The 12,106-nt window shown below is 75.2% G+C and carries 12 protein-coding genes and 1 riboswitch; of the genes, 2 read left to right on the top strand and 10 right to left on the bottom strand.

Annotation, left to right across the window (positions count from 1 at the left end; genetic code table 11):
- Positions 1-9: 9 nt before the first annotated feature.
- The 3 genes from MLV88_RS17760 to dksA all read right to left on the bottom strand — a co-directional run bounded on the left by MLV88_RS17760 (position 10) and on the right by dksA (position 2,215).
- Positions 10-777, bottom strand: a complete 768-nt coding sequence (locus MLV88_RS17760; RefSeq protein ID WP_242337817.1) for a hypothetical protein — start codon at positions 775-777, stop codon at positions 10-12.
- Positions 774-1,643, bottom strand: coding sequence for a UTP--glucose-1-phosphate uridylyltransferase GalU (gene galU, locus MLV88_RS17755; protein ID WP_242337815.1), 870 nt, complete (start codon positions 1,641-1,643; stop codon positions 774-776). The genes MLV88_RS17760 and galU overlap by 4 nt, the downstream gene beginning before the upstream one ends.
- Positions 1,644-1,861: 218 nt before the next feature.
- On the bottom strand, positions 1,862-2,215 hold the full coding sequence (gene dksA / locus MLV88_RS17750) for an RNA polymerase-binding protein DksA (protein ID WP_242337813.1): 354 nt from the start codon (positions 2,213-2,215) through the stop codon (positions 1,862-1,864).
- A gap of 102 nt (positions 2,216-2,317) precedes the next feature.
- Here dksA and MLV88_RS17745 point away from each other — a divergent pair, with 102 nt between their 5' ends.
- Positions 2,318-3,181: a hypothetical protein gene (locus MLV88_RS17745; RefSeq protein WP_243338224.1), complete on the top strand. Its 864-nt coding sequence runs from the start codon at positions 2,318-2,320 to the stop codon at positions 3,179-3,181.
- Positions 3,182-3,232: 51 nt separating this feature from the next.
- The gene (locus MLV88_RS17740; RefSeq protein WP_243338222.1) at positions 3,233-4,621 is read left to right on the top strand and encodes a tetratricopeptide repeat protein; all 1,389 of its coding nucleotides are present in this window, start codon (positions 3,233-3,235) and stop codon (positions 4,619-4,621) included.
- Between the two features lie 164 nt (positions 4,622-4,785).
- On the opposite strand, the gene MLV88_RS17735 is transcribed toward MLV88_RS17740, so the two are convergent.
- The 7 genes from MLV88_RS17735 to MLV88_RS17705 form a co-directional block, all read right to left on the bottom strand.
- The gene (locus MLV88_RS17735; protein ID WP_243338219.1) at positions 4,786-5,577 is read right to left on the bottom strand and encodes an ABC transporter ATP-binding protein; all 792 of its coding nucleotides are present in this window, start codon (positions 5,575-5,577) and stop codon (positions 4,786-4,788) included.
- Positions 5,574-6,614, bottom strand: coding sequence for a FecCD family ABC transporter permease (locus MLV88_RS17730; RefSeq protein WP_243338217.1), 1,041 nt, complete (start codon positions 6,612-6,614; stop codon positions 5,574-5,576). Before MLV88_RS17730 ends, MLV88_RS17735 begins: the two co-directional genes overlap by 4 nt.
- Positions 6,611-7,525 (bottom strand): ABC transporter substrate-binding protein, encoded by a 915-nt coding sequence (locus tag MLV88_RS17725; RefSeq protein ID WP_242359815.1) that lies wholly within the window; start codon positions 7,523-7,525, stop codon positions 6,611-6,613. The genes MLV88_RS17730 and MLV88_RS17725 overlap by 4 nt, the downstream gene beginning before the upstream one ends.
- Positions 7,513-9,102, bottom strand: a complete 1,590-nt coding sequence (locus MLV88_RS17720; protein WP_242337801.1) for an MXAN_6577-like cysteine-rich protein — start codon at positions 9,100-9,102, stop codon at positions 7,513-7,515. The genes MLV88_RS17725 and MLV88_RS17720 overlap by 13 nt, the downstream gene beginning before the upstream one ends.
- Entirely contained in the window at positions 9,099-11,066 is a 1,968-nt protein-coding gene (locus MLV88_RS17715; protein ID WP_242337799.1) for a TonB-dependent receptor plug domain-containing protein, read from the bottom strand. The genes MLV88_RS17720 and MLV88_RS17715 overlap by 4 nt, the downstream gene beginning before the upstream one ends.
- A 66-nt stretch (positions 11,067-11,132) precedes the next feature.
- A riboswitch (cobalamin riboswitch) is annotated at positions 11,133-11,330 on the bottom strand.
- Between the two features lie 106 nt (positions 11,331-11,436).
- Positions 11,437-11,757: a ComEA family DNA-binding protein gene (locus MLV88_RS17710; RefSeq protein ID WP_242337797.1), complete on the bottom strand. Its 321-nt coding sequence runs from the start codon at positions 11,755-11,757 to the stop codon at positions 11,437-11,439.
- The gene (locus MLV88_RS17705; RefSeq protein WP_242337795.1) at positions 11,754-12,014 is read right to left on the bottom strand and encodes a hypothetical protein; all 261 of its coding nucleotides are present in this window, start codon (positions 12,012-12,014) and stop codon (positions 11,754-11,756) included. The genes MLV88_RS17710 and MLV88_RS17705 overlap by 4 nt, the downstream gene beginning before the upstream one ends.
- Positions 12,015-12,106 lie beyond the last annotated feature (92 nt).

Genomic DNA, 12,106 nt, shown 5'->3' with positions numbered 1-12,106 from the left:
CCCCCGCTTCTATGGAAACAACGGGTCCCCGAGCCGCGGGTTCGCGGCGGCCTTCTCCGTCGTGAAGCGGAGCTGGACGGCCTCGCCCTTCCAGACCTCGACGGCGCGAGGGAACCAGTCGCCGCCCGTCGGCGAGCCCCAGCCGAGGAGGCGGACGTCGAGCATCACGCCGCCCTCTGCCGAGACGAGCCGCATCGGCTGGAAGGTCTCCTTGTCCACGTACGCGACCGGCTTCGCGTCCTTGCTCGATCGCGCGCCGACGACGTAGGCGAGGCGGCCGTCGAACCGGCCGATGGACACCTCCGCGGTCGAGACCCCCCGCCGCCCGAGGACGCTCGCGTACGCGGAGGCGCCGCCGCCGGCGAGCGACGGGCCGAGGAGGGCGCAGGTCGAGCGGACGAGCGCGACCGCGGCGGGGAGCTCGGCGAGACCGCGCGAGCCGACGACGCGGGAGTCGCGGATCGCGACGTACGGCCGGCTCGCCTCCGGGACGTCCAGCGGCGCGAGCTCGAGGCGGCAGCGGCCCGGCACCTTCATGAGGAAGCGCGCGGGTACGGTGAGCTGCTGGCCGCGGAGCTCGACCCCCGCCGCCTGCGCGAGCTTCTGGGCGTCGGGGCCCTCCGCCTGGAACGTCCCCTGGGCCTCGACCGAGGCGAGCGAGAGCTCGGCGCGCCTCGCGGCGAGGCGCGAGAGGATGCTCGAGACCGGGAGGACGTAGGCGGCGGCGGGGAGCGCGAGGGCGGCGACGGCGAGGGCGGCGAGGAGGCGCTTCGTCAACGGGACATCTCCTTCATCAGCTCGCGCAGCGGGCCCGCGAGCTCGGGGCGCTTCAGCGCGAACGCGAGGTTCGCCTTCAGATACCCCAATCGGTCGCCGGCGTCATATCGGTCGCCTTCGAAGCGGTAGCCGAGCAGCCCGTCCTCGCGCGCCAGCACCGCGAGCGCGTCGGTGAGCTGGATCTCGCCGCCGACGCCGGGGCGAACCTGCTCGAGGACCTGGAAGACGCGCGGCGGCAGCACGTACCGGCCGATCACCGCGAGGTTCGAGGGCGGGTCCCGCTTCGGCTTCTCCACGAGGCGGTCCACCCGGAGGGTGCGCGGCTCGATCTCCGACCCTGCGGCGATGCCGTACATCGAGGTCTCCTCGCGCGGGACCTCCATGAGCGCCACGGTGCCGAGGCCGTGCTTCGCGTAGCAGTCGGCGAGCTGCTTCGCGCCCGGCACCTTCGCGTCGATGATGTCGTCGCCGAGCATCACCACGAACGGCTCGTCGCCGATGACGTCGCGGGCGCAGAGCACCGCGTGCCCGAGCCCCAGCGGCTCCTGCTGGCGGACGGTGATGACGTTCGCCATCTGGGCGATGGACCGCATCTGCTTCTTGAGCTCGAGCTTCCCGGTGCGCTCGAGGTGCGCCTCCAGCTCGGCGGCGATGTCGAAGTGATCGACGATCGACTCCTTGCCGCGGGCGACCACCAGCACGACGTCGCGCACGCCGGCGGCCACCGCCTCGGCGACGATGTACTGGATTGTGGGCGTGTCCACGATGGGGAGCAGCTCCTTCGGGACCGCCTTCGTGGCTGGGAGGAAGCGCGTGCCGAGGCCCGCTGCAGGGATGACGGCCTTGCGGATCGTCCGGTTCTCCATGGTGCCGGCAATCTAGCCCCGCTCAGCGCCGAGCAGAAGTCCGCAAGCGTTCCATCGGGGGTGCGCCCCGGCGGGCTCGCCGCGCGGAGCCGACCCCGACTCCGGCTCCGGCTCCGACCTCGACCTCGACCTCGACCTAGACCCGCTCGTCGACGCCGCAGGACGCCGCGAGGCGGTGGGTGCTCCTACGACCCTCGGGCGGGCGCGCACCCGGCCGTTCAGCGCTCGAGCCGCTCCGCCTCGGTCTTGCAGCCGATGCAGAGGTCCGTCACCGGGCGTGCACGGAGCCGCGCCGCCGCGATCGGGCGTCCGCAGGAGGTGCAGCGCCCGAAGGTGCCGGCCTCGATGCGCGCGAGCGCCTCCTGGATCTTCGTGATGAGCTTGCGGTCGCGATCGCGCAGGCGGAGCGCCCAGTTCCGGCCCTCCTCGGCCGTGGCGCGGTCGTTCGGATCCGGGATCTGCCGTCCCTCTCCTCCCGACATCTCGTGGACCGCCCGCTCGGACTGCCCCACGAGCGCGCTGAGCTGCTCCTCGAGCAGAGCACGGTAGCGATCCGTGTCGCGCTTGCGCATGGGGTCCTCCTCGGGTGAGCCGTACCTTTCGACCGTAGCGCGTTCCCGAAAACCGCCACAAGCGTCCTTGCCGGGGGCGTGACGTCCCCGTATCCTCGCCCGGTGCACGCGCGAATCGTGACGAGTGCCCTCGCGGCCGTCATCGTCGCCGCCCACGCCGCTGCCGCCGAGCTGCCTCCGCCCGGTGGGGTCCCGGACCTCGCCGGTCCACGCGCGCTCGCGCTCTCGGCCGGCGTGGGGATGGCGGCAGGCAACGACGGGATCCTGGTGAACCCCGCGACGATCGGGGCGCGCCGGCGCTACTCGGTCGAGGCGGGCGGCTTCGTCGATCGGCGCGGGGCCGAGCGCGTCGCGCAGCTCTTCGGCGGCTCCGTGGTCGACTCGCTCTCGTCGCCGGTGGCCGCGGGCGTCTCGTACCTGCGCGCGATCGACGGGGACTACACGGGGAACCTCGTCCACCTCGCGCTCGCGGGTCCGATCGCCGAGAAGCTCTACCTGGGCGTCGCCGCGAAGTGGCTCTCGCTTCGCGCCAACGAGAAGGTGAGCGCGGCGACCGGCGACGCCGGACTGTTCTGGCAGGTGGGCGAGTGGGTCTCGCTCGGCGCGGTGGGCTACAACCTCGTGCCCATCGCGAACGAGGCGGTGGCTCCGATGGGCGTCGGCGCTGGCCTCACGCTCGGCAACGACCGCGTCTTCCAGATCACCGCGGACTGGCGCGCAGACCTCGACCGCGCCGAGACGACGAAGAACCGCTACGGCGTCGGCGCCGAGGTGCTGCTGGGAGGCCTCGTCCCGCTCCGCGCCGGCTGGGCGCGCGACGAGACGATCGACACGTCGTGGTGGTCGCTCGGCGCGGGCATCGTCACCCGCGGTGGAGTGGCGCTCGACGTCGGTTACCGCCAGAGCCTGGACGCGACCTCGGCGCGGACGATCGCGGCTTCGCTGAAGATGTACATGTTCGATTGAAGCTCGGAGCTGCGTCGTCGAGGCGGGTGACTGCGCGTCGCCGGACGAACCATGTGGACGCTTCCCCTCGTGCTCGCCGTGACCGCCGCGGCTCCGGCGACGAACACGAGCCGGGCAGGACCTCACGAACCGGCTGCCGCTCCCGTGCCCGCGGGGTTCCTCGTGCTCCCGGCCGTTCGCGCCTTCCTCGGGGGCCCGCTCCCTGCGCACGAGCAGTACGTTCCGCTCCCCGGGTCGTCGATGCACGTGGCAGTGGTCGAGGCATGGCCCGCGCAGCCGGACGGCCCGAGCGCGAAGGCTGCGTTCGTGCTGCGCGCGAACGGCGCGCCGGACGGAGCGCTGACGGCGGCGCTCGCCGAGGCCATACGAGGTGTGGATCCGGACGCGAGGTGCCTCGGCTCGCCCGAGCACGGGACGCCGAACGTCGCCAGCATCGGCGGCGCCGTGGTGATCGGGTTCGCGGGTGGCCGCGACCCGCGCCCGGCCTGCTTCGTGACATGGGACCCGACGCGCTCCACGATCGACGTCACGCGCCGGGACCTCCTCGCGACCGACGCCGTGCGCGACGCGCTGGCGACCGGAGCGAGCTGGAGCGCCCGCCCGAGCGCGTCCGCGAGGGCGACCTTCCATGCCTCGAGTGCATTCGTCGAGTTTGCAGGCCCTGCGCGACCGGCGAAGCTGATGGCGGCGACGCTCCCGGGGTCGGGGCTGCTCCTCGTGTACGTCCAGTCCGGCGGGCGGTACGTGGACGAGAGGGATCCGGGCGCGGGCTTCGAGGCGAAGGTGTTCGTCCACGACCCCTCACGCGGAGCGATCGACGCGGGGCGCACGGTCGAGTTGGGGGACGGGTTGTCCGGCCCGACGGCGGGCTGCGGCGGGCTCGGGACGGTGAGCGCCCTGCGCGCCACGGACGCAGCCGTGACGTTGGAGCAGTTCTACGTGCCAGGAGGGGCGCACCTGAACTGCTCCACGCTCGTTCGCTGGGATGCTCGGCGCAAGCTCTTCGACGTCCGTCCGCTCGGCCCGGTGGTCGACACCGCGAGCGCCGCCTTCGACCGCGAGCGCGAGGACCTCCGCGAGCTCGACGCGGGAGCGCTCGCGCTGTGGAAGGCGGGGCGCCGCTCCGAGGCGATCGCGTCGTGGAGATCCGCGTTGCAGGATGGCCGGCGTCTCCTGGACGAGGGCGAGATCTGCAACAACCTCGGGTTCGCATACTGGGCGATCGGGGATCACGCGTCCGCGGAGAGGGTCCTCCTCGAGTGCGAGCAGCAGTTTCCGGAGCGCCCGGCCATCCAGCTCAACCTCGGCGACGTCTACCGCGACGGGGGGCGCAAGGCGGAGGCGGTGGCGCGCTACCGGCGCTTCCTCGGCATGCCGATCTCGCCGAGGCAGCACGAGATCGCCGAGAAACGCCTGAGAGAGCTCGGCGCCGCGAGGTGACTGCGCCGCCGGCGCCCCGGCCGATACGCTCGCTGTCAGTTTCACTCACCGCCTGAAAGGACGCTCGATCCCCCGCTGACCGGGAGGGGCGTCGCCTCTCCTCGCGCGATGGGCCGGGCACTCCCACGGTGACTGTTCCGTGAACGTTCCGGGAGCCGGCCATCTCACACGTTCGGCAGCACGATCGGCTTCCCCGTCGCCCCGTTCTCCCCGCGCCACACCGGCACTCCCCACACCGCGCTCACCCGCGCGTCCGTGAGGACGTCCGCGGGCCGGCCCTCCGCGACGACGCGGCCGCCGGAGAGCACGACGAGCCGATCGCAGGCGGCGGCGGCGAGGTTCAGGTCGTGCAGCACGGCGACGACGCAGAGGCCGCCGCGGGCCGCGAGCTGGGCCATCCGCATCACGGCGACCTGGTGGGCGAGGTCGAGGAAGGCGGTCGGCTCGTCGAGGAGCAGCACGCGCGGCTCCTGCGCGAGCGCGCGCGCGAAGAACACGCGGCGCCGCTCGCCGCCCGAGAGCGCGTCGAGCCGGCGTCCGGCGAGGTGGAGGAGGTCGCAGGCCTCGAGGGCGCCGCGCACCGCCCCGTGATCGAGGCGGGTCGCCACGGCGAGCAGGCCCTGGTGCGGCGTGCGCCCCATCATCACCGCCTCGCGCACCGTGAACGGCCAGCCGACGCGCGGCTCCTGCGGGACGAGCGCGCAGACCCGGGCGACCTCCCGGCGCGACGCGGCGTGGGGGTCGAGCCCCGCGAGGCGCACCGAGCCGGACGAGGGCGCGGCGAGCCCGGCGACGAGCCGGACCAGGGTCGACTTGCCCGCGCCGTTCGGGCCGAGCAGCCCGACGAACTCGCCCGCGCGCGCGGTGAAGGAGACGTCCTCGAGCGCGTTCCGCGCGCCGTAGGCGAACGAGGCGCCGCGCACCTCGACGATGGGGCCCGGCGCCGGCGCGCTCACGCCGCCTCCGACGGCCGCTCGGTGCGGCGGAGGAGCCAGAGGAAGAACGGCCCGCCGAGGAACGCGGTGACCGCGCCGACCGGCGGCTCGGTGCCGAGCGGGAGGAAGGCGAGCCGCGCGAGCGCGTCGGCGAGGACGAGGAAGGCCGCGCCGAACAGCGCCGAGGCGGGGACGAGCAGGCGGTGGTCGGGGCCGACCACGCGGCGCACGAGGTGCGGGACGATGAGGCCGACGAACCCGACCATGCCGGCGAGCGCGACCGCCGCGCCCGTCGCGGCGCTCGCCGCGAAGAACACGGCCGCGCGGGCGCGCCTGACGTCGACCCCGAGCGAGGCCGCCTCCTCGTCGCCGAGCGTGAGGACGTTGAGGCGCGCCGAGAGCGCGACGAGCGCCCCCACGGACAGGGCGATGAGGACGGCCCCGACGGCGATCGTGCCGGGAGTCTCGTAGCCGACCGCGCCGACGAGCCAGTACATGAGCCGGCTCGCCTGCTCGGGCGGGACGAGCAGCTTGATGAGCGTGATGACGCCCGCGACGAAGGCGTTGAAGACGATGCCGACGAGGAGCGCCGCCTCCGGCACGAGCCGCCCCGCGACGCGGCCGAGCCCGAACACGAGCGCGGTCGAGGCGAGCGCTCCGAGCACGGCGCCGGCCGCGACCGGCGGCGCCGCTGCGAGCGCCTCGCCCGCGCTCCCGGCGACGCGCGCGAGCCCCGCCGCCGCGACGAGCACGATCGAGCCGCCGAGGGCGGCGCCGCCGGAGACGCCCAGCACGAACGGCTCGGCGAGGGGGTTCCGCAGGAGCGCCTGGAGCGCGGTCCCCGCGGCGGCGAGGGCGCAGCCGACGAGCGCGGCGAGCACCGCGCGCGGGAGCCGCAGCCCGAGGAGGATCGCCGCGTCGGGATCGCGCCCCGCGAGCGCGGCGGAGATGGAGATCGGCTGGGCGCCGAGCGCGCAGGAGAGGGCGATCGCGAGGGCGACGGCCACGGCGCCCGCGGCGAGGGCGAGCGCGAGCCGGGCCGCGGGGGACACGGTCACCGGCTCGCCTCGGGGTGGATCCCGCGGAAGAGCGCGTCGAGGCCGCGGACCATGCGCGGCCCCGGCCGCAGGAGATCGTCGTTCGGGATCCGGAAGACCCGGCCGCGGCGGACCGCGGGGATCGCGGCGAGCCGCGCGATCCCCTCCGGCGGCTCGCGCGCCGCGCCGTCCACGACGAGCTCCGGATCGTCCACGACCGCCTTCTCGAGCGGGTAGACCGGCCAGGGGCGCTCGCCGCGGACGACGTTCTCCGCCCCGGCGAGCGCGAGGAGCTCGTCGGGGAAGCTCCCCGGACCCGCCACCACGAGCGGCTCCCGCCCGACGACGAAGAGGACGCGCTTGCGCTTCACCTCCCGCCCCCGGCGCCGCACGTCGTCCACCGCCGCGCGCAGGGAGCGCGAGAGCCGCTCACCGCCCGCGGGGTCTCCGAGCGCCTCGCCCACGAGGCGCGGCGTCGCGAGCACGTCGGCGACGCTCACGATCGGGATGGCGAGGACCGGGAACGGGTGGCGCGACGCGGCCGACAGCTCGGCGATGCGCCGCACCGCGCCGAGGGCGCCGCCGTCCGTCACCCACAGCAGGAGATCGGGCGAGAGCGCGAGCACCGCCTCCGGGCTCGGGTCGAGGAACCCGCCCACGCGCGGGAGGTCCTTCACCTCGGGAGAGTCGTCGAGCCGCGTCACGCCCACGAGCCGGTCCGCGTGGCCGAGGGCGACGACGACGTCGGTGAGGCTCGGCGCGAGCACGACGATCCGGCGGGGCGGCGCCTTCGGGCGCGGCCCCACCCAGATCGCGCCACCCTCCGCGGCGCCCTTGCCGCTCGGGCGGAGGGGATCGTCCGCCGCCGCGCGCGACAGGGCGAGCGCGGCGACGGCGAGGGCCAGGGCGGCGGGGCGGATCACTCGCTGCATGCGATGTCGGACACCCAGGCGAAGTGCGTGTCGGGATTCACCGGGCAGACCTCGGTCGCGGCGCCGGTGGCACGCGACGCAGGGTCGAAGGGCAGCACCTTCCCGGAGCTCTGGTCGGTCACGAGGCCGCGCCCGCCGCAGAACGTCACGTTCCCCGGGACGATCGCGCTCGCGTCGACCGCCGCGCCGACCTTCGGCGCACCCGAGACGTCCACCGGCACGATCGCGCCGGGGGCCTCGGTCGGGAAGGAGAACGACCCGCACGCGATCCACACCGTCGAGCCCAGCACCGCGACGTCGCCCGGGTTCTTGCAGCCGGGCCCGAGGTCCACGATGGACGTCGCGTCGCTCGCGGCGGTGTCGACGACGAGCAGCCGTCCGTTGCCTGCCGGGGCGAAGTAGCCGGCGAAGCCGCCGCCGAAGTCCGCGAACTTCAAGTTGGGGAGCGACACGAACACGCGGGCGCCGACGGTCGCCACCTGGTTCGGGAACGGATAGCCGGGGGCGTCGGCGCTGCCCGGGACCGCGAGGACGTCGATCGTGCCCGTGACCTCGCCGCAGCGCGCCCGGCAGCGGCCGTCGCGGCACTCGCGCCCTGCGGCGCAGGCGCCGCCCGCGCCGCAGGCGGGCGCGTCCGGCTTCGCGCACTCGGCCAGCCCGGAGAGATCGACCTTCGCGATCTGCTGGCCGACCGGCGCGGTCTGGTCGCCCGTGGGCCCGTTGCCGTACAGCGCGACGTACGCGGTCGTCCCGGCGACGGCGAGCCCGTGCGGGTTCGGTGCGTCGCCGGGCAGCACGATCTCGTCGAGCACCCCGCCCGCCGCGTCGAGGACCACGAGCGTGCCGACGCCGGAGTTCGCGGCGAGCACCGCGCCGGCGTAGGTCGTGACGTACTGCAGGTCGTTTCCGGGGAGCACGGTGAGGCTCGTCGGCAGGCTCGCGTCGATGGGCACGACGCCCACCCCGGCGGGGAAGCCGTTCGCGGTGTAGAGCACGTCCGCGCCCATTGCGAGCGCCGTGGGACCGCCGCGCGACAGGCGCGGGGCGCCGGCGGGGGCGAGATCGATCGTCACCGGCCGCACGTCCCCCGTCGCGTAGCAGGCGACGAACACCTCGGCGCGGCAGGCGCCGTCGCGGCACGCCTCCCCCGCGCCGCAGGCCTTGCCGCAGGCGCCGCAGTTCTGCCGATCCGTCGCGAGCTCCACGCACGACCGGCCGCACGCCGTGAACCCGCCGGGACACGCCGCGGTGCAGGCGGTGGCGTCCCCCTGCGTCGTGCAGAAGTCGGCCGCGCCGCAGGCCGTCTCGCACGCGCCGCAGTGCTGTGCGTCGCGGGCGAGATCGGTGCAGGCCCCGCCGCAGAGGGCGATGCCCGGCGCGCAGCCGCAGCTCCCGGCGCCGCACGCCTCGAGCGCGCCGCAGGTCGCTCCGCAGGAGCCGCAGTTCGAGGCATCGGTGAGGAGCGACACGCAGCGGCCGCCGCAGTCGACCTCGCCCGAGGGGCAGACGAGGTCCTTCTTGCAGCCGAGGGCGAACGCGAGGGCGAGCGCGACCGCGAGGGGGGAACGGAGGGTCATGGGGTCCTTTCACTGCGAGATGAGGTCCCGGCGCGGAGCGTGACCATCCACGTCCGGCCGGGGAGGGGGTTGCCGTAGCCGTCGAGGAGGGTTCGGTCGTCGCCGAGGTTCTCGACCTCGAGGTGGAGGGCCACGAGCGGCTGGCGAAGGATCCGCACGGAGGCGCCGGCGCCGAGGATCGTCTGGTCCGGGAGCCGGGCCTGGTTCCGGATGTCGAGGTACTGGTCGCGCACGTGCTCCACCTGCAGGTGGGCGCCGAGGCGGCCGGGCGAGATCGCGGCCCGCGCGTAGACCCGGTGGCGCGGCCGGCGGGGCAGCGCGTTCCCGAGCACGTCGGCGCTGCCGCGCAGCACCTCGGTGGGGAGGAAGGTGTACGCGCCGGAGAGGGCGAGCCCGAGCGCGCGCCGCCAGGGCGAGGTCGCCGCCTCGGCCTCCACGCCCGCGACGAACGCGCGGCCGGTGTTGAACGGGCGGAACCGGCCGACGCTCGCCGGTTCGTACGTGATGATGTCGTCGTAGACGGTCGCGTGGCCGCCGACGGAGAGGAGCCCGAGCGCGCCGTCGTAGACGAGCCCCGCGTCCGCGCCGGCGCCCGTCTCCGGCCGCAGGTCGCGGTTCGGGGCGAGGAGTCCCTGCTCGAGGTAGAGCTCCGCGAAGCTCGGGACGCGGTAGGTCCGTCCGCCGCTCGCCCGGACCGCGAGGCCGCGGGCGAGCTCGAACGCCGCGCCGAGCTTGGCGGAGACGCCCGAGTATCCGCCGGTCCGCTCCGCCCGCACCGACGGACCGACGCGCAGCCGGCCACCGGCGAGGAGCAGGTCCTCCGCGAGCGCGCCAGCGAAGCCGGGCCGGCTCCGCGTCCCGCCGAGCGCGTCGCTCGAGTAGCCCTCCACCTCCGCGGAGGCGGCGGCGGTGAGGACGCCCGGACCGTGCGTGAGCCCCGCCTCGAGCTCGAGCCCGCCGGCGCCGCCGCGCTGCCGCGTGGGGTCCGACCCCATCGCGGCGAGCCGCGTGTCGAGGAGGTCGCGGCGGCCGAACGCACGAGCGGCGAGCGTGAGGCGAGGGTGAACCGCGCGCGCGACGCGCAGCATCGCGAGCACCCGCCCGTCCTCCTCCCAGTCCGCGGGGGTCGGCTGGTAGGGCGAGCCGGGGAGCTCGCGCCGCCCGGCCGTGAGCTGCGCGAGGCCGTCGACCCGGAAGCCGCTCGCGACCCCGCCGAACTTGGCGAGGGCGCCGGCGCGCCGCGCGCCGTTGTTCCGGCGGGTCCGCTCCTCGAGGGGGCTCCCCGGCAGCGACGGCCGGTCGTCGAATGCGTAGGTGAAGTCGCCCTGGGTGTCCTCGCCGGTGGCCGCCGCGAAGAGCGAGAACGGCCCGACCTCCGCGACGGTGTCGGCGGAGATCGCGTAGGTGCCGAAGGCGCCGGTGGTCGCCTCGGCGGAGAGCTCGCCCTTCTCGCCCTGGCGCATCACGACGTTCACCGCGCCGCCGAGCGCGCCCGCGCCGAACTGCGCGCCCGCCGCGCCGCGCACCACCTCGATGCGCGAGATCCACTGGCGCGGGATGGTCGAGAGATCCACCCCGCCGCCAGCCGTGCCGAGCGGGAGCCCGTCGAGCAGCACCTTCACGCCGTCCGCGGCGACGCCCCGCACCGAGACGGTGGCGAGCTGGCCGAGCGTGCCGTAGCGGGTGACCGAGACGCCCGGGGCGGTGGCGAGGAGCTGCGCCACGTCCTTCGCCTCGCCCTCGAAGCGGCTCGCGGACACCACCGTCGCGGACGCGGTCGGATCCTTCTCGACCTCGGCGCGTGGCACCCGGACCTCGACCTCGGGGAGCCGCACCGGCGGCTCGCTCTCGGACGGCGGCGCGTCGGGGACGGTGCCGTCGGCGCGCGCACGCAGCGCGAGCCCGAGCGCCAGCGCGGCGATGAGGGCGCACGCGCGCCCCGATGAGCGGGAAGTCGAGCCCAAGTGTCGGGTCTCCTCCGGACCCGATGCATCTTTGCTCGCCGCGAACGGCGAGGCCGCGCACCATGCGCGACAGGCTCGGAGGGAGGTCTCCTGGCTCCCGGGTCGCGGAGGGACGCTCCGCTCGGTACCTCCACCTTCCCACCGCGATTGGGCTGCGGCAGTGGCGACTTCCGAGGCACCTTCACCCGGCTACAGTGGCGGGACCGCGCCGGACTTCGACCGGCTTCCCTGTTCCTCCGTGCCGCTGAATCGAAGCCACGAGTAGCGCCCGCCCGCGCCGGGTGTCAAGCAGGACCCCGCGGGGCGTCGCCGGGGCACCCGGCCGGAGAGTGCATGCGCCGGCCGGGTCCCCGAGCGAATCCGGGTGCCTTCACTTCCGTGCGGTCACCGCAGCGGTGCCGGACGGAGCGGAGCCCACGGCGACGTTCGCCTTCACCTTCGCGAGCCACGCGGGGCCGATCCCCTTCACGACGAGCACGTCCTCCGGCCGGCGGAACGGCTGGCGGGCCCGCTGAGCGACGATCGCCTGGGCGCGCTTCTCTCCGACGCCCGGCAGGCGCATGAGCTCGGCGACGCTCGCGCGGTTGAGGTCGATCCGCTCGCCCGGGCCGAGCGCTCTCTTCGCGGCGAGCGCGGGGCCCGCGAGGAGCAGCACCGCGGCGGCGACCGCGGCGAGGAGGGCCCGCCTCACGGCCGCACCTCGACGGTCTCGAGCCCCGCGCGGCGCGGCGCTCCGTTCCCCGCGGGCCGCCCGTCCTCGCGCAGCTCGCGCACCTGGAGCTTGTTCGTCCCGAGGGGCAAGGCGTCGAGCAGGATCGCGATGCTGCCGTCCCTGTTCGTGAACGCGACGCCGATCTTCGGCCACCAGGTCCGCTCGCCGTTCGCGCTGTCGGGGATGGCGTAGACCGCGAGCTTGCGGGCGCCGCCCTTGTCGTTCGTGTCGCTCATCTCTCTCTCCGTTCCGTTCGAGCGCGCGGTCGTGCGCGCGAGCGGCAGGAGAGCAGCGCCTGTGCCGGTCCCAACCCCGCGGGATCCTTTGG

The sequence above is a fragment of the Anaeromyxobacter soli genome (genome assembly GCF_022808855.1).
GTDB classification, from domain to species: domain Bacteria; phylum Myxococcota; class Myxococcia; order Myxococcales; family Anaeromyxobacteraceae; genus Anaeromyxobacter; species Anaeromyxobacter soli.
The sequence above is the reverse complement of the archived record's forward strand: the minus strand, read 5'-3'. Positions and strand labels throughout refer to the sequence as shown.

Bases quoted from the DNA above. Each gene is read 5' to 3' on its own strand.
- galU (WP_242337815.1), bottom strand. From the start codon at position 1,643: ATGGAGAACCGGACGATCCGCAAGGCCGTCATCCCTGCAGCGGGCCTC.
- dksA (WP_242337813.1), bottom strand. From the start codon at position 2,215: ATGCGCAAGCGCGACACGGATCGCTACCGTGCTCTGCTCGAGGAGCAG.
- MLV88_RS17740 (WP_243338222.1), top strand. From the start codon at position 3,233: ATGTGGACGCTTCCCCTCGTGCTCGCCGTGACCGCCGCGGCTCCGGCG.
- MLV88_RS17725 (WP_242359815.1), bottom strand. From the start codon at position 7,525: ATGCAGCGAGTGATCCGCCCCGCCGCCCTGGCCCTCGCCGTCGCCGCG.
- MLV88_RS17720 (WP_242337801.1), bottom strand. From the start codon at position 9,102: ATGACCCTCCGTTCCCCCCTCGCGGTCGCGCTCGCCCTCGCGTTCGCC.
- MLV88_RS17705 (WP_242337795.1), bottom strand. From the start codon at position 12,014: ATGAGCGACACGAACGACAAGGGCGGCGCCCGCAAGCTCGCGGTCTAC.